Below are 20,498 nucleotides of genomic sequence, written 5' to 3' on the forward strand. Positions count from 1 at the left end.
CCAACGGGTGGGATCGTAAAGGGTTTGGCGGGGCTCATCACCCCACGGTCTTGAGGTACCTGGCGCACAGCTGCCCGACGGCTTCGCACAGGGCTTCGGTGCTGGGCGGTGTGCCTGGGGGCACCATGGGCAGTTCGATGGCTTCGCGCAGCACCCAGTTGTCGTTGTCCACCTGCGAGAAGCTGACGGACATCTTTGCCCAATCGACCACCTGGGCCTCCAGTTCCACTGCGCCGCTGCGGCTGACATAGGACTTGGTGCGGGACCAGCGCAGACTGCGAAAGTGGCCATGGTATTCAAGGTACAGCACATCGGGCGGGACCCGGGGGTCCGCACCCGATGCCAGGCGCGCGATCACCTCTTTCAGGCAGGTGCGCAGCCATTCGGGGTATTGGCTGGGCTGCCAGTCGGTGGGGCCGTCGATCAGTGCAAGGGCGCGATCCCAGGTGGCGCGCTGGACTACATCCTCGGACGCCTTGGGCTGGATTGGCTTCTTGGGCTTGGCCGGCTTCTTGGGCTGCACGCTGGTGGTGAGCGCAGCCACGCGGGCTTGGTACTCGGTGCCCTTGAACAGGCGCACCTCGGCCGCCCCCAGCTTGCCCTGGGCGGCCAGCGCCTCCGCCAGCACCGCGGCCACGTCGAGGTTGCCGGCGTTCACGGCCAGGCGCAGGGGGGTGCGCCCGCGGGCGTTGGCGGCGGCGGGGTCCAGGCCCCAGTCGATCAACTGGCGGGTGGTGGCCACGGGGTCGCCCCTGCGGTGCCAGGTGGTGGAGAAGCCGGCGCGGCTGTTGGCAAGGCCATCCACGTCGCCTGCGGTGTACATCAAGGCATTGGAGCCATCGGGGTTGGTGGCGTGCACGTTGGCTCCACGCTCCTTCAGGAACTGCAGCAGAGGCACGCTGCCCATGAAGGCGGCCATGAGCAGCGGGGTGTACATCTGGCGGTGGTCCATGGCCTCGATGTCGGCACCCGCCTTGAGCAGCAGGTCTATGGCCTGGAAAACGGCGTCGGCGTGCCCTGCTGGCGCATCGGCACGGAACGCCATGTCGAAAATCTCCCCCCGCATCTCGCCCAGGCCCAGGGCCATGCAGATGGCGGGGTCCTTGGTCTGGCGCGGGTCGCCGCCCGCCGCCAGTACCAGGGCCAGCCGCTCCACCGCACGCTCCTGGAAGTACGAGATGAACTGCCGGCAACACACGGCCAAAGGGGTGGAGTTGCGGTTCTTGCGCTTGTTGGGGTTTGCGCCGTGCTCCAGCATCAGTCGCAGCAACGCGAACTGCGCGTCGACGCGCCGGGCGGCAGATGCCTCGTCGGGGCCGTCGTAGTAGACCCATTGGGCCTGGCATGCCCATTGCACTGCAGACGCATCGTGGTACAGGCTGATGCGGTCCGGGTGCACGCCAGAGCGGACCAGGCGTTCCATTTCCTCAATGCAGGCATCGATGCCGAGATCGTCGTCCAGAGCGGCGGAAAGAGAAGTGGCCATGGAAAAGAAAGGTCAGAAAAAAAGAGAAGGCTTGGTCAGGATCTGGCCATCACCGCCAGTTCCTGGTGCAGCAAAAGCTCCACCTCGCTGGGCTCGAACTGCGCCGTCATGAGCGGGATGGCAAAGCTGTAGGTGCCCCCGTCGCGGCGCAGCACCCAGGCCAGTTGCAGGCGCGCGAGCGACTGGCGCAGGGCCTGGGCGTCGGCCTGCACGCCATGGCCCTGCAGCAGGCCGGCCAGCGCGACCAGGCTGGTCTCGCCCTGCTGGGCGACGTGGTACACCACCACGCGGTCGAGCCGGCAGGCCGCGTCGTCGGGCGACAGGCGGCCCCAGCCGGCCAGGGCGTCCTGCACGGGCTGGGAGGCCAGGGCCTGGTCCAGGTGGCGCTTTTCGATCACGCGCTCGCCGGGCTGCAAAGCTTCCAGGCATTCCTGGCACAGGATGGCGACCAGGTTGGCGCGCAGGCCGCTGGCATCCACCAGGCGCTCCACCAGCGCATCGCCCCCAAAACCCAGGCGCAGGCGGCGCAGCGGCTCGGTGGCCAGGGCCTTGCAAGCCGGGCGCTCCAGCCCGCCGATGGCCAGCACCTCGCCAAAGTTGCGCAAGGGGCTCTGGTAGTCGAGCACGGCCGTGGCATACAGATCCCAGAAGCCGGCCAGCATGAACCAGCAGCGGCCCTCTTCGCTGAGCGAGCGCAGGGTGGACAGCTGGTGGTAGCCGTTGGCCGACTCGTCGCGAAAGAACAGGTCGGCCTCGTCGATCAGCAGGTACAGGCGCTTGCCGGTGTACTGGGCCTGCAGGTGGTCCACGATGGCCTCGAGCGGCGTGTCGGCCGGCAGGCCGAACTGCAGCGCCATGCGCGGCGACAGCCGGTGGTCGCGCAGTGAGACGTAGTGGCAGACGATCTGCGGGTGCCCCTGCAGGCGGCGCTGCACGGCCTTGAGCAGACTGCTCTTGCCCAGCTGGCGCCCGCCCACCACCAGGTAGTTGGCCGGCTCGCGGTTGACCACGCGGGCCAGCAGCTGCTCGCGCCCGAAGAAGGCGCCCTCGCGCGTCACCCCTCCGCGGGTCTGGTAGGGGGAGATGCGCGTCACGCGCAGCTGGGCTGCCAGCAGGCGGAGCAGCACCTGCAGCGGTTCGCGTGCGAGCAGCCATTCGGTCTGGCTGGCGCTGTCCACCATCACGTGCAGGTTGGCGCCGTCGTCGGTGTGGGCGCGCAGCAGCGGCCAGGGGGTCTCGGTACCGTGGTCGCACAGGATCAGCAGCACATCGGTGCCGGTCTGCGCAGCGCGCAGCTGGCGCAGCACGGTGGCTTCGTCGATCCCGGGCTGCGGTACATAGAGCAGGCAGCGGTCCAGCGAGACCGGCAGGTCGGGCGGAAACTGCCACTCGAACACCAGGCCGGGCAACGCCCAGTCGCGGCTGACCTGGCTGCTGGCGGACACGCGCTCGGCCAACACCATGGACTGGTCGGCCGCGTCGTCGTGCGCGAACTGCACGGCGCTCTGCCAGTCCTTGGTGCGGACTTCGGCCGCCTCCAGCGTGGCGCGCAGCCGGCCCACGGTGCGCAGCAACTGGTCGATGCGTGGCAGGCGCGAGACAGGGGTGCGCAGCAGTTTCTCGGGGCGCAGTTGCGCGGGGCCGATCAGCGGGTGGCGCAGCACCCACACCACGGCACCCAAGATGAAGATCAGCGCGCACCACTTGATGAGGCTGCGCAGCCAGCCGAAGGGGTCGGCCGCCTCCACCGCGGCGATGCGGCTCTGGCGCACCGCCTCGGGGTCCATGTCGTCGCCCTTGCCATCCTGGCTTTCGGGGCCGGCGGCGCAGCTGATGGGCAGCGCGCCGGCAGGCATGGGCGGCTTGCCGGGGCGGCAGGTCCAGTGGTACATGTCGGGCGTCATGTGCAGCAGCACCTGGGTGCCGGCCAGGTGGCCGAGCGCCGGGTCGTTGATCACGTCGGCCTGCAGGCGCAGCGGCCCCGGCGAGGTGACGCGCAGCTTGGGAAAGGGCACCTGCGGCGCGTACTTCTGGATGTCCGGCGGCCAGTGGCCCAGCTCCTGGCTGGCCTGCACCAGGGCCACGCGCCACTGCACCAGCTCGCCCCACACGGGGCCGATGCTCTCGTAGGTGCGCACCGATCCGCGGGTGGCAGGGTTCAGGTGGGGCGTGAGCAGCGCGCTGCCGATGAACAGCGTGACGCCGGCGATCAGCAGCGCGCGCGCCACCGGCCAGGTCATCCAGGACCTCAGCTGCTCGATCATGAGGATGCCGCCTCCAGCACCATCAGGCCCGCATGGCGCACGGTGTCGCAGCGCCAGTGCAGGCGTGCCGCATCGCCCGTGCCGCGCACGTGGATGAGGTTGCCCCAGAACAGGCGGCGCAGGTCGTCGTCCTGCAGGTAGGGGCGCGCACGGCCCAGGTCGTCGGCCTGCAGCAGGCTGCGCAGGCGCTCGCGCGGGGCGCCCTCCTGCGCCAGCGGCAGAAAGGTCTGCCACAGGCGCGGGCTGCCGGCCAGCTGCGTGCGCAGCGCAGCCGACGCCGCCTGGGTGGCATTCACGCCCTGCTCCACCAGCCACTGCAGCCCTTCCTCGAACAGCGCGGGGTGGCCACCGCTGGCGTCCAGCAGCTGCGCCAGCACGGGCTGCGGCCAGTCGTGGCCGGGCCAGCGCTGGCGCGCCAGGATGGCCAGGTCGTCCAGCGTGGGCTCGGGCCAGTGGTTGACCTGGGCGATGTTGAGCAGCGACATGTCGCCGCTGCGGTACTTGAGGTCGGCCAGCGCCTCGCCACCGCACAGCAGCAGGTGCAGGCGGCCGCTGTGCATCTCGCTCAGGCTGCGCAGGATGCCGGCCAGGGTTTCGCGCAGCGCGGGCGTGCCCTGCTCGAAGCGGCTGACCAGGCAGAACAGGCGCTCGCCGGCCACAAGGCGCCGCTCCAGCGCCGATTCGAACTCGTAGTCCGACTGCAGCTCGCCCAGCCCGCACTGGCGGCCGATGGCGGCGAAGTACTCGGTAGGCGCAGTGCTGACGCTGTAGGGCGGCTGGATATGCAGCACCGATGCGGCGCCGTACTGCTGGCGCGCGCGCTGCAGCAGTTCGAGCCGGAAGGGCGGCTGCCCCCAGTGCGCGGGCGACAGCAGCATGGAGATGGGGTACGGCATGGCCTGGGCAAGCTGTGCGAAGAGCCGGGCCTGGAAAGCACTGAAGGGCTGTTCGCCCTGTGCCCCCTGGGCAGCGGTGCCCACGGGCGTGGCCGGGGCCTCCACCTCGGCCTGCAGCGGAAACTCGGGTGCGAAGCCGGCAGCGCTGAGCAGGCGGTTGGCCTCGGCCTCGGTCAGGCGCAGGTAGCGGGTGCAGGCCACCACCTTCTCGCGCGAGCGGGCGTTGGGTGCCGACATGCCGTTGCGCCAGTTGTTCACGGCCTCGCGGCTCAGGCCGATCTCGGTGGCCACCCCCGAGGCACTTGCGCGGATGCGGCGCATGTAGAGGGACAGGAGCTCCGGGAACGAATCGTGGGCCATGGATGGAGGGCGGCAAGCCGGCAAGGGGGTTTGGACAGGACAGCAAAAAGAGGCCGAGGCCTCCGGCAGGCATTGTCTCCTGTGCCAGGGCTGCCGGCCGTCAAAAAGCTGGTGCATGCCAGCCATCCGTGGCACATCGCGCCGCCCGTCACCCCCAGCCCTTGGAACTGGCGCGCCCCACGCCAGTGCTCCCGCGCAAGGGCCGCACCGCCGCGCTGGGAGCGTCCCCCTCCCGCCTCGCGAAGCGAGACGAGAGAGGGGTGAAGGCGCGAAGCGACTCAGGGGGTGCTTCATCCCAGCTTTTGCACCATGGGCCATGCCTTGTGGCAGGCCAGAGCGCAGGCGGTCAGCACCGGGCTGTACAGCACGGCAACGCCCACGGTGGTCATCAGCCAGCCAGGCTCCCCGTCTTCACCGTCCTCCTCCTCGGCCTGGCCTTTCTCTCCCTGCTTTCTTGCTTCTTCTCCCTCCCTCTTGGCCTTTGCGGCCTTGTCCTTGTCCGATTCGGCATCGCCCGTGACCTCCTGCACCAGCACGCCCGCCAGCACCAGCAGCGCCAGAGCCAGCAGCCCCAGGTAGGCGTACTGCAGTTCCAGGCGCTCCAGCGGGTAGAAGTACCCCGCCAGCAGCACACCCGGCAGCACGAAGAACAGGCGCATCAGCCAGCGGTACCAGTCGTAGCCCTCGCTCTTTTCGAGCGCGCCCATCACCAGCCGGTACGTCAGTGCGCCCAGCACGAAGATCACCCCGCCCCACCATTCGATCTGTGTCAGCATGTGATTGTCCCTCCCTTCAGCGGCTGGCGGTGGCCGGCTCGCCCGCCCCGTTGTCGTTGTTGCTGTCGTCGTCGCCATCGTCGTCATCGCCCTTGATCTCCCGGTGCGTGCGCGCCGCGTAATACATAGGCAACACCACGGCCAGCACCAGGCCCAGGCCCAGCCACAACCACAGGCCCTTGAACAGCAGCACCGTGACCACGGTGAAGACCGCGGCGTGCAGCAGCCCCTTGAGGGCCGAGCCCAGCACCAGCACGCCGATGACGCCATCCACGGTGTTCTTGACGCCGTTCTTGCCCATGCTCTTGGCGATTTCCACGAAGGCCTCGGCGGCTTCCTGCGCCTCCTTGCGCTTCTTGGCCTCGTCCTTGAGCAGGCGGGCGACGGACATGGGCTTGGCCGGGTCGTGCGCGTCGGCGGCTGCGCGTTCGCCGGGTTCGTCGCCATCGTCCGGGTCGTGCGCGGGCTCGACGATGGCCTGCAGGTGCGGGTACAGCGCCAGGAAGTACTGGCGCGGCACCCATTGGCCCTTGTCGAAGTACATGCGCTGGGTTTCGCCCACCTGGTCGTAGAACACGTCGAGCACCGCGGCCTGCAGGCCGTGGCCGAACAGAGCCGCCAGCGGTGACAGGGGCAACGGGTCGCTGGTGCCGGTGTCGAAGTTCAGCTGCAGGTAGCCGGGCGCAGCCGTGACCTGCTGGTTGAACCACTCGGCATCCCACAGGTCCGCCAGGTCCACACCCAGCTTGCCGGCCCAGCGCGTGGCTTCCGCGGTGTTGCCCTCGGCGATGTACTGGTACACCAGCTGGGCGTACTTGAGCCGGATCGGGTCCTCGAAGAACAGGTGCAGGGTGTGGGCGTTTTGGGACATGGTGGAATGGTGGAGTCGGGTGGCGATCGGGATGGGCTGCGAAGTGGCTGGATTGTTGCCGCGCCGCGCGTGCTGCGCCCTCTCCACCTTGTCCATGGCCGCCGTTTCGGCGCTTGACAGCGCGTCAACCGGGCCGTGGCCGGTGGACTTGGGCACGCGCGCCACACCGCGGCCTCGCGAGTCGCCAAGGTTACAAACACCCCGGTCGTCTCATGCATACTGGCCACCCGTTCAGCGCCCGCGCCGCACCACCGTGCCGCCGCAGGCCGCCCGCAGGGCATCCATTCCCAACGCACAACAGCCTCCTTCAGCGCCCGGCCATCCCGGCCGGCCTGCGCTGCCCGGTGGCCTTGCGTTGCCGCCTACAGAACGAACCGAGGGAGATAGAACACCATGTTTGCCAAGCCACTGGATGCGCGCCTGTGCGCGCTGCTGTCGGGTGCCACCTTGCTGCTGGGCCCCGTGGCCGCACAGACCACGGCCACCCCGCCCGCCAAGGCGCCTGCTGCGCGGCCGGCCACCGCACCCGCCGCCCCGCTGTTCGGCGGCACGCGCGAGAAGCTGGTCGTGGCCATGCCCAAGACCTACGCCAAGAGCGAGACCATGCTCATCTGGGGTGACTACTTCAACCACCTGGCACGCTGCGGCAACATGGACCTGCAAAACCTGCAGGGGGAGTCGCTGGAACGCAGCGTGAACATCGACACGCTGGGCGAGAAGGAGCTGATCGACGGCATCATCGCCGGCAAGGTGCAGCTCGCCCAGGTCAACCCCGGCCTGGTGCCGCAGTTGGTGGCCGCAGGCCAGCCCGCCCCCTTCGGCGTGCCGGGCAACAAGGCCAGCGGGCAGCGCAATTCGTACAAGCTGATCCTGATCTCGCGGGTGGACAGCCCCTTCACCAAGCCGCAGGACCTGGTGGGCAAGAAGATCGCGCACACCACGCCCACCTCCAACTCGGGCAACCTGGCGCCGCGCGCCCTGTTCCCCGCACTGGGCCTGGTGCCCGACCAAAACTACGAGGTGGTGTTCTCCAACGGCCATGAGCGCTCCGTGACCGGGGTGATGCACGGTTTCTACCCGGCCGCCGCAGTGGCCAGCGACCTGTACCAGCGCATGGTGGTCAAGGGCGACGTGAAGGGGTCGAGCATCCGCACGCTGTGGGAGAGCCCGCCCTTCATGACCGAGACCTGGACCCTGGGCAAGGACGTCTCGCCCGAAGTGCAGGCCCGCGTGACCAAGTGCTCCTACAGCTACAGCTTCTCGCCCAAGCTGCGCCAGCTGCTGCCGGGCAACGACAGCTTCCTGGCGATCAATTTCGAGCGCGACTTCGCCACCGTGATGGAGGTCTACAACAAGACCCAGAAGGCGCAGGCTGCAGCCAAGGCGGCCAAGCCCTGAGGACAGACGGCCCCGGGGCCACTGGTCAGGTGGCCGCCAGGGGCAGGTGGTGCGCAATGAGCGCCTGCGCCTCGGGCGACAGCACGGCCTTGGGAACCATCATGCACATGCCGGGCTCGACGAACAGGTAGAACATGGCCTCGTCCTCCTGCCGGGCGATGAAGAACGCCCAGTCCAGGCGCGAGAAGGCGCCCTTGGCATGCTGCTCGATACCCGATTCGCTGACCACCACGGATTGTGGGGACAGCGTGCTGCCATCGTCCGACAGTTGCTCCTGCAACTGCCGCCGGGTCATCGCCACGCCAGCAACGTAGGCCAGAACCAGGGTCACCGCTGCCGTGATGGCGGCGCACACCACATAGCCCATGGCACGCGAGCCGGGGTCACGGGTCTGCAAAAAGACCCAGGTGACTGCAAACACCAGCAGCCATGCTGCCACCTTCGCCAACGGGACCAGGGCCTTGCGCACCGTCCCCTGCCCTGCCGCCGAGGCGGCTCTCCTGCGACTGGCAAGGGCCCGGAGATGGGCCGTGGTGCGTGCATGGGCCAGGACGTAGTCACTGCGGGTCAGGGTGAAGGTCTGCATGGACATGGGATGGCGAAGGGCGATCCACCACTATAGGAGACCTGTCGCCCCCCGCCCCCCAGGCGCTGACACCCGGGTGCGCAGAATGTCACGCTTGGGGCCCCTGCGAGCCAAGCCGCTCGCGCGTGCGCCGCGCCACGTCCTTCACCCAGGGCTGCGCGGCCCAGTGGCGCTGGGCAAAGGCGTCGATCTGCGCCTGGTAGGTCAGCGAGGCACCGATCACGTCCAGCCCATCGAGGAACATGCGCCGGTGCCGCTCGGAGATGGTGAACGGGGCGCTGTGCCCTGCCGTGCGCACCTGGCGCTGCTCCACGTCGATCTCCATGGCCAAGGGACCGGTACTGGCACGGGCCTCGCGCATGAAGGCCTGGGCATCGGCCTCGCCCACCATGGCCAGCAGCAGGCGGTTGTTCATGGCATTGGAGTAGAAGATCTCGCCAAAGCTCGACGCCACCACGGCCTTGAAGCCGTACTGCTGCATGCCCCACACGGCATGCTCGCGGCTGGAGCCACAGCCGTAGTTGCTGCCGGCCAGCAGCACGTCGGTGCCGGCAAAGGCCGGCTGGTTGAGCACGAAATCCGGCCGCGGCTGGCCCGCACCGTCGAAGCGCAGGTCGTACAGCAGGCCGGGCGCCAGGCCCGACTTGTCGATGCCGCGCAGGAACTGCTTGGGCATGATCTGGTCGGTGTCGAGGTTGGCGATGTCGAGCAGGGCCGCCCGGCCGCGCACGGTGCTGTTGTTGTCGGCGGTCATGCAGTCACCTCCAAAGTCCTTACGTCCGTGATGCAGCCGGTGATGGCGGCGGCGGCGGCCATGGCCGGGCTCATCAGGTGGGTGATGGCGCCGCGGCCCTGGCGGCCCTCGAAATTGCGGTTGGTGGTGGAGGCGCAGCGCTGGCCGGGGGCCAGCACGTCGTCGTTCATGGCCAGGCACATGGAGCAGCCGGGCTGGCGCCACTCGAAGCCCGCGGCCACCAGGCGCGCGGCAATGCCTTCGGCCTCGGCCTGGGCCTTCACGGCGCCCGAGCCGGGCACGACCATGGCGCGCACGCCGCTGGCCACGTGGCGGCTGCCGACGATGCGGTCCACCTCGCGCAGGTCCTCGATGCGCGCATTGGTGCACGAGCCGATGAACACATGCTGCACCGGCACGCCCGCCAGCGGCTGCCCTGCCGCCAAGGCCGTGTAGCGCAGGGCCTGCTCGGCGCTGCTGCGCTGCACGGCGTCGGTGATGTCCTCGGGCCGGGGCACGGTGGCGTTGATGGCCATGGCCTGGTCGGGGCTGGTGCCCCAGGTGACGAAGGGGGCCACGCCGCTGGCGTCGAACACATGCTCCACGTCGAACACGGCGCCCGCGTCGCTGCCCAGCGTGGCCCAGTGGGCCAGGGCCTGCGTGCGCACGTCGCCGGTGATGTCGGGGGCCTTGGCCAGCACATAGTCGATGGCCGTAGCGTCGGGGGCGATCAGCGCGCCGCGGGCGCCCGCCTCCACCGCCATGTTGCACAGGGTGAAGCGCGCCTCCACCGACAGGGCACTGATGGCGCTGCCGCAGAACTCCACCACATAGCCGCGCGCGCCCTGGGCGCCGATGCGGCTGATGACCATGAGGATCAGGTCCTTGGCGGTGGTGCCCGTGGGCAGCGTGCCGTCCACGCGGATGCGCATGTCCTTGGCCAGGCGGTAGACCAGGGTCTGGGTGGCCAGCACATGCTCCACCTCGGACGTGCCGATGCCGAAACCCAAGGCGCCCAGCGCCCCGTAGGTGGTGGTGTGGCTGTCGCCGCAGATGATGACCATGCCCGGGCGCACCATGCCATGCTCGGGCGCAATCACGTGCTCGATGCCCTGCAGCGGGTCGTTGGTGTCGAACAGCGGGATGTGGTGGCGGTCGCAGTTGGCCTTGAGGTTGCTGGCCTGCAGGGCCGAGGGCGGGTCCTGGATGGTGCGCAAGCGCACCGGGTGCGTGGGGATGATGTGGCTCACCACCGCCACGTTCTGCCCCGGCACGGGCACGCCGCGCCCGGCCTCGTGCAGGCCGGCGAAGGCCTGGGGGCTGGTGTATTCGTTCATCAGGTGCAGGTCGCAAAAGAGCAGCACGTTCTGTTCGTCCAGAACGGCCACGGTGTGCGATGCGACCAGCTTCTGGTACAGCGTCGTGGGGGTGGTCATGGTCATCGGGGGGAGTTGTCGTTGTGGTGTGCTGTCTTACCGGCCGGAGAGCAGGAAGGGCAGCGCCGCGTCGAGCAGTGCATCGGGCGCTTCCTCGGCGATGTAGTGACCGCAGGGCAGCGCATGGCCGCGCACGTCGGCTGCCACACGCTGCCATTCGGCCAGGGGCTTGAAGCACTGGTGCACCACGCCCTGCTCGCCCCACAAGGCCAGCACCGGCATGGCCAGCTGGCGGCCCGCCTCGCGGTCGGCGCGGTCGTGCACCAGGTCGATGCCGGCGGCGGCGCGGTAGTCCTCGCAGATGCCATGGGCCGTGCCGGGGAGGCCCAGGCAGCGCACGTACTCGGCCAGGGCCCGCTGGTCGAACGGGGCCAGGCCCGCACTGCGCCGGCCCATCACGTCGCGCACGTAGGCAGCGGGGTCGGCCTGGATCAGGCGCTCGGGCAACGGCGCGGGCTGGATCAAAAAGAACCAGTGCCAGTACGCACGCGCAAAGGCATTGCTGGTCTGTTCGTACATGGCCAGCGTGGGCGCGATGTCGAGCAGCACCATGCGCTGCACCGCGGCCGGGTGGTCCGCCGCCAGGCGGTGCGCCACGCGGGCGCCGCGGTCGTGGGCCAGCACGGTGAAGCGCGGGTGGCCCAGGTGCTGCATCACGGCCAGCATGTCGGCGGCCATGGTGCGCTTGCTGTACAGGGCATGCTCCGCGTCACCGGCGGGCTTTGCCGAATCGCCATAGCCCCGCAGGTCCGCCAGCACCAGCGTGAAGTGCTGGGCCAGCACCGGCGCCACCTTGTGCCAGATGGCCGAGGTCTGCGGGTGCCCGTGCAGCAGCAGCAGGGCCGGGCCCGTGCCGCCCACCAGCGCGTGGATGTGCTGGCCGTCTGGCGTGGGCACGCGGTACGGGGTAAAGCCTGGGAAGAGCGGGGTCGTCGTGGTCATGGTGTCGTTGGAATTGCGGCGGGGCCTATTCGGCGGTGATGCCCCGTTCCTTGATCAGCTTGGCCCACTGCGGCATCTCCTTCTCGAGCCGCGCACGGGCCTGCTCGGGGGTCGATGGAATGGGATCGAATCCGTCCTTGGCCATGCGCTCCTTGAGCGCGGGGGTGTTGAGTGCCTGGTTCAAGGTGGTGTTGAGTTTGTCGACGACCGGCTTGGGCGTGCCGGCTGGCGCGAACACGATGAACCAGGTTTCGAAAGCGTAGCCCGGCAGGCCGGCTTCGGCAATGGTCGGCACGTCGGGCATCAGGGGGGAACGCCTGGTGCCCGTGACGCCCAGGGCCCGCAGCTTGCCCGCCTGCACATGCGGCTGCGCGGCTGACAGCACCGGAAAGCTCAGCGCCACCTGGCCCGACATGGTGTCGATCATGGCCGGGCCGCCGCCGCGGTAGGGGATGTGCACGATGGGCGTGCCGGCCACGGCCTTGAACAGCTCGGCCGACATGTGGAAGGTGCTGCCCGCCCCGGCCGAGCCATAGGAATACTGCCCCGGCTTGGCCTTAAGCAGCGCGATCAGTTCCTTGAGGTTTTTGGCCGGCAGTGCGTTGTTGACCACCAGCACGTGCTGCGAACTGGCCACCATGCCGATGGGGGCCAAGTCCTTCAGGGTGTCGTAGGGCATCCTGGCCGTGAGGCCGGGGTTGATGGCCAGCGACACGGTCTGCAGGCCGATGGTGTAGCCATCCGGTGCGGCCTTGGCCACCATGTCCACACCGATGTTGCCGCCGGCGCCGCCCTTGTTCTCGATGAACAGCGAGCCGCCCAGGGCCTTGCCCCACTCGTCCGTGATGAGGCGCGCCGCGATGTCGGCGCTGCCGCCAGGTGCATAGGGCACCACGAGCTTGATGGCCTTGTTGGGATAGGCAGCGCCCTGGGCCATGGCAGCGGGGGATGCCAGCACGGCCAGCGTGGCGGCGGCCACGGCGGCGGTGGCCAGGCGGCGGCGAGGAAGGGAAAGCTTCGTCATGGGTCTGTCTCCTGCGGTACTTGTTGTGGGTTGGATCTTATGAGTGATGTCAAAAGCCATAAATACCGTCAAAATTACTTCATTCATAAATCCAAAGCACGAATAAGACACCCATGGACGGCTTTTCGGACCTGCGCTTCTTTGCCCTGCTCATGAAGGAAGGCAGCCTGGCCGCTGCCGCACAGCAGATGGGCATCACCCCGCCTGCGGTCAGCCGGCGCCTGGCGCAGCTGGAGCACCGCCTCGGCGTGCGCCTGCTGCACCGGACCACGCGGCGCATCCACCTCACGCCCGAGGGCGAGACCTACCTGCTGGACGGCGCCCGCATCCTCGGTGACCTGGAGGCGCTGGAGCGCACGGTGGCCGGCGCGCGCAGCTCGCCGCGCGGCCTGATCAAGCTGGCCGCCACGCTGGGCTTTGGCCGCGTGCACATCGCACCCGCCCTCTCGGCCTTCGCACGCGCCTACCCCGAAGTGGAGGTGCAACTGCACCTGACGGACCGGCCTGTGAACCTGGTGGAACAAGGCTTCGACGCCGCCGTGCGCTTCGGCGACCTGCCCGACTCGCGCCTCACGGCCCGCCGCCTCATGGCCAACCAGCGCGTGCTGTGCGCATCGCCGGCCTACCTGGCCCAGGCGGGCGACCCTGTGCAGCCCGCCGACCTGCTGGCCCACCAGTGCATCGTGATCCGCGAGAGCGACGAGACCTATGGCACCTGGCACCTGCGCCAGGGCGAGCGGCAGGAGACCGTGAAGGTGCGCGGCATGCTCAGCACCAACGACGGCGCAGCGGCCACCACCTGGGCGCTGGACGGGCATGGCTTGCTCATGCGCTCGCACTGGGATGTGGCGGCTTATCTGGAGTCAGGCCGCCTCTCCCCCGTGCTGCCTGGCTGGGCCCTGCCCGCGGCCGACGTGACGCTGGTCTACCCGACCAAGAGCGACCTGTCGGCCAAGACACGGGCGCTGGCGGACTTCCTGGGCAAGTGGTTCGGCGCGCGGCGGGTGGGGTGAACGGCCCATGCAGAATGCAGGCATGGAGATTCGCCCCATCGCACGGTCCGAGCTGCCGCAGTTGCTGGCGCTCTATGGCCACCTGCATGCCGACGACGAGCCGCCGCCCGATGGCGACGCACTGGAGCAGATCTGGAACGAGCTGCTGGGCAGCCCCCGCTACCGGTATGCGGGGGCCTATGTGGACGGCCAACTGGTCTCCAGCTGCACCATCACCATCGTGCCCAACCTCACGCGCGGTGGCCGACCCTATGGCTTGATCGAGAACGTGGTGACCCATGCCGATCACCGAGGACACGGCCACGCCAAGGCCGTGCTGCACGATGCCTTGTCGTTCGCCTGGAGCCAGGGCTGCTACAAAGTGATGCTGATGACCGGACGCAAGGACGAAGCCACGCTGCAGTTCTATGAAACGGCGGGCTTCGACCGGCAGGGCAAGCAGGCCTTCATTGCCCGGCCCTGAGCGCCATGCAGAGATACGCTACGCGGCGCTGCTGTCCGCAAACAGCTCCGCGATAAAGCGCTCAAGCTCCCGCGCCTCCAGCAGCTCGATCGAGAAGTGTCCAAACCGCTTGGGCAGCCACAGGATGCGGGTACCGCTGGGTGTGCGCAGCCCATCACGGTCCAGGCGATTGCCATTTTCATCCTCCGGCTGCACACCGGCGGCCACCAGTTCGTCATAGGCAGCCTCGATGTCGGGGGTGGAGTAGCAATGGCGGTAGATCGTGCCCTCGCCCTGCCTGTCCAACAGCTCCCTGAGATTGCCAGCGATGGGCTGCACGAGCATGAAGCGCTCGGTACCGAACATCACCACGGCATAGCGCACATGCAGGCCACCACGGTCCCATACCAGGGTCCTGGACACGCGCGCGCTGAAGATTCGCGCGTAGTAGGAACAGGCCGCTTCGAGGTTGCCCACCAGAACATCGACGTGGCTGAATTTCAGGTCCATGGCTTGCCATCACTCCTCATTTTTTGTCGGGGGTGCAGAGCTTCGCACAGGTCGGCACGGGCCTTCAGTTTTCTCAAGCCCTGCCGATAACAACCGGAACCGCATCAACAAACCAAGAACCAGAAAATGAGTGCCGTCAGTCTTTCCTCTCCGGCAGCAGCCCTGGGCACACAGAGCGCCACCATCAAGGCCGCCGCCGCACCGAGCACAGCCCTTGCAATCCCCTCCAGTGGAGACACGGCGGCCGTCACAACGACGGCCTTCACCGCCTCCGCCCCCCTCGCGCCTGCAGCTGCGGCCTCGGGCGATACCCGATTTCTCCATGTCACCCAGTACCCCTCGTCGCTGCAGACCGTGGACGTGACCTACGAGGCATTGGCGAACCTGCAGACCCGCAACGGGCGGATGCAGGTCTGGGAGCAGGCCCCCACCACGGCCGTGGACCAGATCATCGGCCGCAACGCCAGTGCCACCAGCCAGAGCGCCCGCTTTGCCGGCCTGGGCTCGGCCCTGCTGGAGCAGGTGGCCAGCACGGGCAGCAGCTACCGGCAGACCATCGTGAACGTGGCGGCGGCCTACTCGCCCGACAAGATCCAGGGCAAGGCCGCCGATGCGCAATGGGCCATCCGGTCCAGCCCCAGCGCCAGCGCCGCGCTGACGATCAAGACCCAGTCGGGCGCTTCGGTGCGCATTTCCATTGCCGACCAGCGCCTGCCGGTCAGCACGGGGTCGGGCATCACGGTGCAGATCGACGTCGAGGGCGACCTCACGCCGCAGGAGCAGCAGGCGCTGCAGTCCCTGGCCAAGGGCTTCGATGAAGCCATGGAGGGCCTGACGCGGGAACCGCCGCTGGTGAACCTCGACGGCCTGATGAAGTTCGACAGCAAGGTGTTGACCCGGGTGGAGCTCAAGAGCGAGATCTATGGCTTGAACGAGAAGGGCGAGCGTGCCATGGTGCTGGGCACGCGCTTCACGGCCAGCGCCGACAGCCGCGAGATCGAGCTCAAGACGCTGAAGGGCACGGCCACCGTGAAGACCGACCTGCGCCAGAGTGCCATTTGGGGCAGCGCCGAGCAAAAGGCCCGGGCCGTGCAGCAGTACCTCAGCCGCGTCGACAAGGCGGCCGAGCGCGGCAACGGCAACCAGGAGCTGGTGGACCTGTTCAAGTCCTCCTTCGCGGCCCTGCACGGCGGCTACGGGGCCGGCGACAAGGCCAGCGGCCTCACCAGGGTGCGGCCAGCAGACATCACCAGCGATGCCGACGCCTTCAGCGAAGAGGACCACAGCCTGCTCACGGGCATGGCGGACTTCAAGGCCAGCCTCCTGACCAACCGCCGCGCCATCAACCCGCGCCACACCAACGAGATCGACATCTTCGACTACAAGCTCGAACAGTCGACCCAGATCTCGGGCGGCTCAGCCGCCAACCGCGCCATCACGCAGACGCAGACCTCCGACCTGAGCGCGGCCTTCCACCGCTCGCTGCGCTCCCGGCGCGAGCCCGAACTCAGCTCGGACTCGGCCACCCAGAACTACTACTACACCCAGGTCGAGGACCACAGCAGCACCCGCATGGAGCTGGCCTACGATAAGGACAAGCCCGTGCGCGCCTTGCTCACGCAGACCGCATCGCAATTCCTGCGCACGACCAAGGTGGAGTTCAACAAGGTCGTGGACACCGTGGAGGAACCTCTGCAGCAGCAATCGCAGCGCAAGGACCTGCTGCCCATGCTGGAGCAATTGCTGCGGCGCGAAGAGGCCGACGAACTGTCGTCCGAGGAAAAAGACAGGACGCTGCGGGAATGGAATGCGATGGTGCTGGGGGGACCGGGCGCGGCATGAACGCCTCGGGCACCCTGCCCCTACCCCGTAACCGCCATTTCGTACCGCGCCAGTGCCCAGGTCCCCCTGGGTACCTCGCTGTGCAGCACGAAACCGAAGCCTTCGTAGAGCGACCGCAGCCCCTGGCGGTCCGCAACGCAATCCAGGCGCAGCCAGGGCCGCTGCAAGACCAGTGTTCGCTCGCGCGCAAAACGCAGCAAAGCCGTTGAAACCCCCTGCCCCGCCCAGGCACGGCGCACCGCTAGCTTGTGCAGGTACAGGGAACTGCCAGGTGCGATCTCGGGCCAATAGTGCGGGTCTTCCGGGTCCAGGCGCATGACGCCGGCCACCGCTGCGCCTGGACCTGGCCCGCTACGCGCAATCCAGTAGGCGCTGGCGCCAATGTCACGCCCTATGCGCTCGGCGCTGTAGTCTGCAGGGGACCACAGGGGCCGGCCATTGCCTTGCAGCCACTGGGCCGCCTCCTGCAGGGTGGAGACGACGGCATCCAGGTCGTGGGCGGTGGCTTGGTCGATGTACATGGGGCGCAGGGCGGCGGTGCAAAGGGCAGCCATCTTAGCCACTTGGCACCATGGGCCAGAGCAGACGTGTGCCAGGCAATGGCATCGCCGTGCCAAAAACTCCTGCTAAGATTTGCACATCGGGAAACCAGCCTCCCGAATCCTCACGGATAGATGGTGTCCCATCCAAGTGCTGATCACTCTTTGCCGGAGTCATCATCCGTGGACACCCTTATGGGCAACGCCCCTTTCTCCTTCTCCGTTCTTCCCCAGGATCTCGCTGCGCGCATCGGCACGCCCGGGGCTCCGCTTGTCCTGGATGTGCGCCGGCGGCCTCGCTTTGACGAGAGCGCGCACCTGCTGGCCAGCGCGCGGCACTGCACACCCGAAGACATCGCCGCCCTGGCAGCCAGCGCCCCGCCCCGCGAGGCCGTCGTGTACTGCGTGTACGGCCACGCCGTGAGCCGGGAGGCGGCGGCGGTGCTGCGGCAGGCGGGCTGGAACGCCAGCTTCCTGGCGGGCGGATTCGAGGGGGGCGAGCCCGGCGTCGACACGCCCGAGGACCTGGCCCGCTGGCGCGCCATGCGGCCCCTGGCGGTGCGCAAGCGGCCCGACCTGGGGGTGGACGGCACGGCTGCGTCGCGCTGGATCACCCGCGCGCGGCCCAAGATCGACCGCATTGCCTGCCCCTGGCTGGTACGCCGCTTCATCGACCCGCGCGCAGAGTTTCTCTACGTGGACGCGGCCCAGGTGCTGCCCGATGCGCAGCGGCTCCGTGCCGTGGCCTACGACATTCCCGGCGCGCCCATCACGCACGCGGGCGCGCTGTGCAGCTTCGACGCGCTGCTCTCGGCCTTCGGCCTGCAGGCCGACCCGGCCCTCGCCGCACTGGCGCGCATCGTGCGCGCCGCCGATACCGACGAGCTCCAGCTGGCTCCCCAGGCCGCAGGGCTGCTGGCCGTGTCGCTCGGTCTCTCGCAGTTGCACGCAGGCGACGACATGGCCATGCTCGCAGCCGCCATGCCGCTGTACGACGCGCTGTATGCCTGGTGCCGCCAAGGGGTCAGCGGACCGCAGGAAACCCACCACTGGGCACCGCAGGCGGTGCAGGCATGACCGATTTGAACGGAACCCCGACGATGACAGACACCCACAGCGCGGCAGCCGTGGTCAGCGGGGCCGATGCCCCCGACGGCGATGCACGCCCCACCGATGTACCGTTCACCCAGGCCCTGTGGTTCTGGCTCAAGCTCGGCTGCATCAGCTTTGGCGGGCCGGCCGGGCAGATCGCGATCATGCACACCGAACTGGTGGAGCGGCGCCGCTGGATCAGCGAGAAGCGCTTTCTGCATGCGCTCAACTTCTGCATGGTGCTGCCCGGCCCCGAAGCGCAGCAACTGGCCACCTACATCGGCTGGCTGATGCACCGCACGCGCGGCGGGCTGGTGGCGGGCGCGCTGTTCGTGCTGCCCTCGTTGCTGCTACTGGTGCTGCTGTCCTGGGTGTACATCGCCTGGGGGCACCTGCCCGTGGTGGAGGGCATCTTCTACGGCATCAAGCCGGCGGTGACGGCGCTGGTGCTGCATGCGGCGCACCGCATCGGCACGCGCGCACTGCACAACCGCTGGCTGTGGGGCCTGGCAGCGGCGGCCTTCGTGGCCATCATGGCGTTCAGCGTGCCCTTCCCGGCCATCGTGCTGGCGGCGGCGCTCATCGGCCACCTGGCCGGGCGGCGCTGGCCCCAGCTGTTCACGGCCGGCGGGCATGGCGGCGCCCAGCGCGGCTATGGGCCGGCGCTGATCGACGATGACACGCCCACGCCGGCCCATGCGCTGTTCAGCCGCCGGCGCCTGGCGCAGGTCTTGGCCGTGGGGGGCGGCCTGTGGCTGGCGGCCATGGGAGTGCTGCTGGCGCTTTATGGTTGGCAGGGCACCCTCACTCAGATGGGCTGGTTCTTCACCAAGGCGGCGCTCTTGACCTTTGGCGGCGCCTATGCGGTGCTGCCCTATGTGTTCCAGGGCGCGGTGGAGCACTACCACTGGCTCGACGCCCGGCAGATGATCGACGGACTGGCCCTGGGCGAGACCACGCCGGGCCCGCTGATCATGGTGGTGGCCTTCGTGGGCTTTGTAGGCGGCTGGCTGCACAACCTGTTCGGGCCCGACGCGGCCTTCTGGTCCGGCGCGCTGGCGGCTTCGGTGGTGACCTTCTTCACCTTCCTGCCCTCGTTCATCTTCATCCTCGCGGGTGGGCCACTGATCGAGACCACGCACAACCAGCTGCGCTTCACCGCACCGCTCACCGCCATCACGGCGGCTGTGGTCGGCGTGATCCTGAACCTGGCCCTGTTCTTCGCCTGGCACGTGTGGTGGCCCCAGGGCTTTGCGGGCGGGGTGGACATGGCCTCCGTCGCGATCACGCTGCTGGCCGCGCTGGCGCTGTTCCGCTTCAAGCTCGGGGTGCTGCCCCTGCTGGGGGGCTGCGCGCTGGCAGGCCTGGCGTTGCGGCTAGTCCTTCAATAGCTCCTGCACGAGCGTGCGCACGATGGGCATGGCCGGAGCCTCGCTGCGGCCGGCCAGCGTGACCAGGCCGAACAGCGCGGTGGTGATCTCCCCGGGCACCATGGGCAGTTCCACCAGGTCGGGCGCCGCGGCACGCACGGCCAGCAGGATGGCGTCGCTCTTGCGCACCACCTCGACCAGGCTCGGTATCTCCTCGCAGCGCAGGGTCACGCAGGCGGCGGGGTGCGCCTCGGGGCCATAGGTTTCCATGAGCCGGCGTGCCACCTCGTCGCTGAGCGGGGTGGAGGCGATGGGGTAGTCCTTGAGCATCTCGAAGCGCACGCCGCCGCGCTTGCGCAGCAGCGGGTGGCCGCGCCGCACCATGAAGGAGCCGCGGATCTCGCAGACCAGCTCGGTGCGCAGGTCGGTGGCAGGCTGCAGCGAGCGCGCGTCGATCACCAGGGCATCGAGCTGGCGGTCGCGCAGCGCCTGCACCAGCCGGTCGGTGCTGCCGCGCGAGATCTCCAGCGTGAGCTGGGGGTGGCGTGTGGCCACCTGCATGAGCAGCGGCGTCATCAAGAGCGCGCCGGGCCCCGAGCCCAGGCCGATGCGGATGGCGCCGCCCTCCCCCTCGCGCATGCGCTGGCCCAGCGCGTGCAGCTCGGCCGCGTCGTCCACCAGGCGCTGGGCGCGCTGCAGCACCTGGCGGCCAAACGGCGTGAGTTCACTGCGCCGGCCAATGCGGTCGAACAGGGGCAGGCCCAACTCGTCCTCGATGGAGCGGATGCTGCGGCTGAGCGCCGGCTGCGTGAGGTGCATGGCCTCGGCCGACTTGCTGAACGAGCCGGTCTGCGCCAGCGAAATGAAGTGCCGAAGCTGCACCAAAGTCATGCCGATTGCCCCCTTCTGGTGCAAGAA

At 68.8% G+C, this 20,498-nt stretch carries 19 protein-coding genes; 6 read left to right on the forward strand and 13 right to left on the reverse strand.

What is annotated here, in order from left to right:
- Positions 1-37 precede the first annotated feature (37 nt).
- The 5 genes from AC07PF_RS12560 to AC07PF_RS12580 form a co-directional block, all read right to left on the reverse strand.
- Positions 38-1,486 carry an ankyrin repeat domain-containing protein gene (locus tag AC07PF_RS12560; RefSeq protein WP_494612086.1) on the reverse strand — a complete coding sequence of 483 codons (1,449 nt, stop codon included), beginning with the start codon at positions 1,484-1,486 and terminating at the stop codon, positions 38-40.
- A gap of 35 nt (positions 1,487-1,521) precedes the next feature.
- Complete coding sequence (locus AC07PF_RS12565; protein ID WP_494612087.1) at positions 1,522-3,750, reverse strand: ATP-binding protein; 2,229 nt, start codon at positions 3,748-3,750, stop codon at positions 1,522-1,524.
- Positions 3,747-5,006 (reverse strand): hypothetical protein, encoded by a 1,260-nt coding sequence (locus AC07PF_RS12570; protein WP_494612088.1) that lies wholly within the window; start codon positions 5,004-5,006, stop codon positions 3,747-3,749. The genes AC07PF_RS12565 and AC07PF_RS12570 overlap by 4 nt, the downstream gene beginning before the upstream one ends.
- 290 nt (positions 5,007-5,296) lie before the next feature.
- Entirely contained in the window at positions 5,297-5,782 is a 486-nt protein-coding gene (locus tag AC07PF_RS12575; protein ID WP_494612089.1) for a hypothetical protein, read from the reverse strand.
- 16 nt (positions 5,783-5,798) lie between these two features.
- A complete protein-coding gene (locus AC07PF_RS12580) occupies positions 5,799-6,653 on the reverse strand; it encodes a hypothetical protein (RefSeq protein WP_494612090.1) in 855 nt (284 codons plus the stop codon).
- 393 nt (positions 6,654-7,046) lie between these two features.
- Between AC07PF_RS12580 and AC07PF_RS12585 the strand changes: the two genes are divergently transcribed.
- On the forward strand, positions 7,047-8,051 hold the full coding sequence (locus AC07PF_RS12585) for a PhnD/SsuA/transferrin family substrate-binding protein (RefSeq protein WP_494612091.1): 1,005 nt from the start codon (positions 7,047-7,049) through the stop codon (positions 8,049-8,051).
- A 25-nt stretch (positions 8,052-8,076) separates the two neighbouring features.
- Here AC07PF_RS12585 and AC07PF_RS12590 read toward each other — a convergent pair whose 3' ends face one another.
- The 5 genes from AC07PF_RS12590 to AC07PF_RS12610 form a co-directional block, all read right to left on the reverse strand.
- Positions 8,077-8,637, reverse strand: coding sequence for a YcxB family protein (locus tag AC07PF_RS12590; RefSeq protein WP_494612092.1), 561 nt, complete (start codon positions 8,635-8,637; stop codon positions 8,077-8,079).
- Between the two features lie 88 nt (positions 8,638-8,725).
- Positions 8,726-9,391 (reverse strand): 3-isopropylmalate dehydratase small subunit, encoded by a 666-nt coding sequence (gene leuD / locus AC07PF_RS12595; RefSeq protein ID WP_494612093.1) that lies wholly within the window; start codon positions 9,389-9,391, stop codon positions 8,726-8,728.
- A complete protein-coding gene (gene leuC, locus AC07PF_RS12600) occupies positions 9,388-10,806 on the reverse strand; it encodes a 3-isopropylmalate dehydratase large subunit (protein ID WP_494612094.1) in 1,419 nt (472 codons plus the stop codon). The genes leuD and leuC overlap by 4 nt, the downstream gene beginning before the upstream one ends.
- A 36-nt stretch (positions 10,807-10,842) precedes the next feature.
- A complete protein-coding gene (locus AC07PF_RS12605; RefSeq protein ID WP_494612095.1) occupies positions 10,843-11,748 on the reverse strand; it encodes an alpha/beta fold hydrolase in 906 nt (301 codons plus the stop codon).
- Between the two features lie 25 nt (positions 11,749-11,773).
- Positions 11,774-12,772, reverse strand: coding sequence for a tripartite tricarboxylate transporter substrate binding protein (locus AC07PF_RS12610; RefSeq protein WP_494612096.1), 999 nt, complete (start codon positions 12,770-12,772; stop codon positions 11,774-11,776).
- 113 nt (positions 12,773-12,885) lie between these two features.
- Between AC07PF_RS12610 and AC07PF_RS12615 the strand changes: the two genes are divergently transcribed.
- Both AC07PF_RS12615 and AC07PF_RS12620 read left to right on the forward strand, forming a co-directional pair.
- Positions 12,886-13,785 carry a LysR family transcriptional regulator gene (locus AC07PF_RS12615; protein WP_494612097.1) on the forward strand — a complete coding sequence of 300 codons (900 nt, stop codon included), beginning with the start codon at positions 12,886-12,888 and terminating at the stop codon, positions 13,783-13,785.
- A gap of 22 nt (positions 13,786-13,807) precedes the next feature.
- Positions 13,808-14,248: a GNAT family N-acetyltransferase gene (locus tag AC07PF_RS12620; protein WP_035202609.1), complete on the forward strand. Its 441-nt coding sequence runs from the start codon at positions 13,808-13,810 to the stop codon at positions 14,246-14,248.
- Positions 14,249-14,266: 18 nt separating this feature from the next.
- On the opposite strand, the gene AC07PF_RS12625 is transcribed toward AC07PF_RS12620, so the two are convergent.
- Complete coding sequence (locus AC07PF_RS12625) at positions 14,267-14,737, reverse strand: VOC family protein (RefSeq protein ID WP_494612098.1); 471 nt, start codon at positions 14,735-14,737, stop codon at positions 14,267-14,269.
- Between the two features lie 126 nt (positions 14,738-14,863).
- Here AC07PF_RS12625 and AC07PF_RS12630 point away from each other — a divergent pair, with 126 nt between their 5' ends.
- Entirely contained in the window at positions 14,864-16,579 is a 1,716-nt protein-coding gene (locus AC07PF_RS12630) for a hypothetical protein (protein ID WP_494612099.1), read from the forward strand.
- A gap of 20 nt (positions 16,580-16,599) precedes the next feature.
- Here the strand turns inward: AC07PF_RS12630 and AC07PF_RS12635 are convergent, their stop codons facing one another.
- Positions 16,600-17,100, reverse strand: a complete 501-nt coding sequence (locus AC07PF_RS12635) for a GNAT family N-acetyltransferase (RefSeq protein ID WP_494612100.1) — start codon at positions 17,098-17,100, stop codon at positions 16,600-16,602.
- Positions 17,101-17,301: 201 nt separating this feature from the next.
- Between AC07PF_RS12635 and AC07PF_RS12640 the strand changes: the two genes are divergently transcribed.
- Both AC07PF_RS12640 and chrA read left to right on the forward strand, forming a co-directional pair.
- Positions 17,302-18,195, forward strand: a complete 894-nt coding sequence (locus AC07PF_RS12640; RefSeq protein ID WP_494612101.1) for a chromate resistance protein ChrB domain-containing protein — start codon at positions 17,302-17,304, stop codon at positions 18,193-18,195.
- 23 nt (positions 18,196-18,218) lie between these two features.
- A complete protein-coding gene (gene chrA, locus AC07PF_RS12645; RefSeq protein WP_494612102.1) occupies positions 18,219-19,601 on the forward strand; it encodes a chromate efflux transporter in 1,383 nt (460 codons plus the stop codon).
- Here chrA and AC07PF_RS12650 read toward each other — a convergent pair.
- Complete coding sequence (locus tag AC07PF_RS12650; RefSeq protein WP_007851339.1) at positions 19,587-20,471, reverse strand: LysR family transcriptional regulator; 885 nt, start codon at positions 20,469-20,471, stop codon at positions 19,587-19,589. The two genes, chrA and AC07PF_RS12650, sit on opposite strands and share 15 nt — an antisense overlap.
- Between the last annotated feature and the right edge of the window lie 27 nt (positions 20,472-20,498).

The sequence above is a fragment of the Acidovorax sp. GW821-FHT10A04 genome (assembly GCF_059415825.1).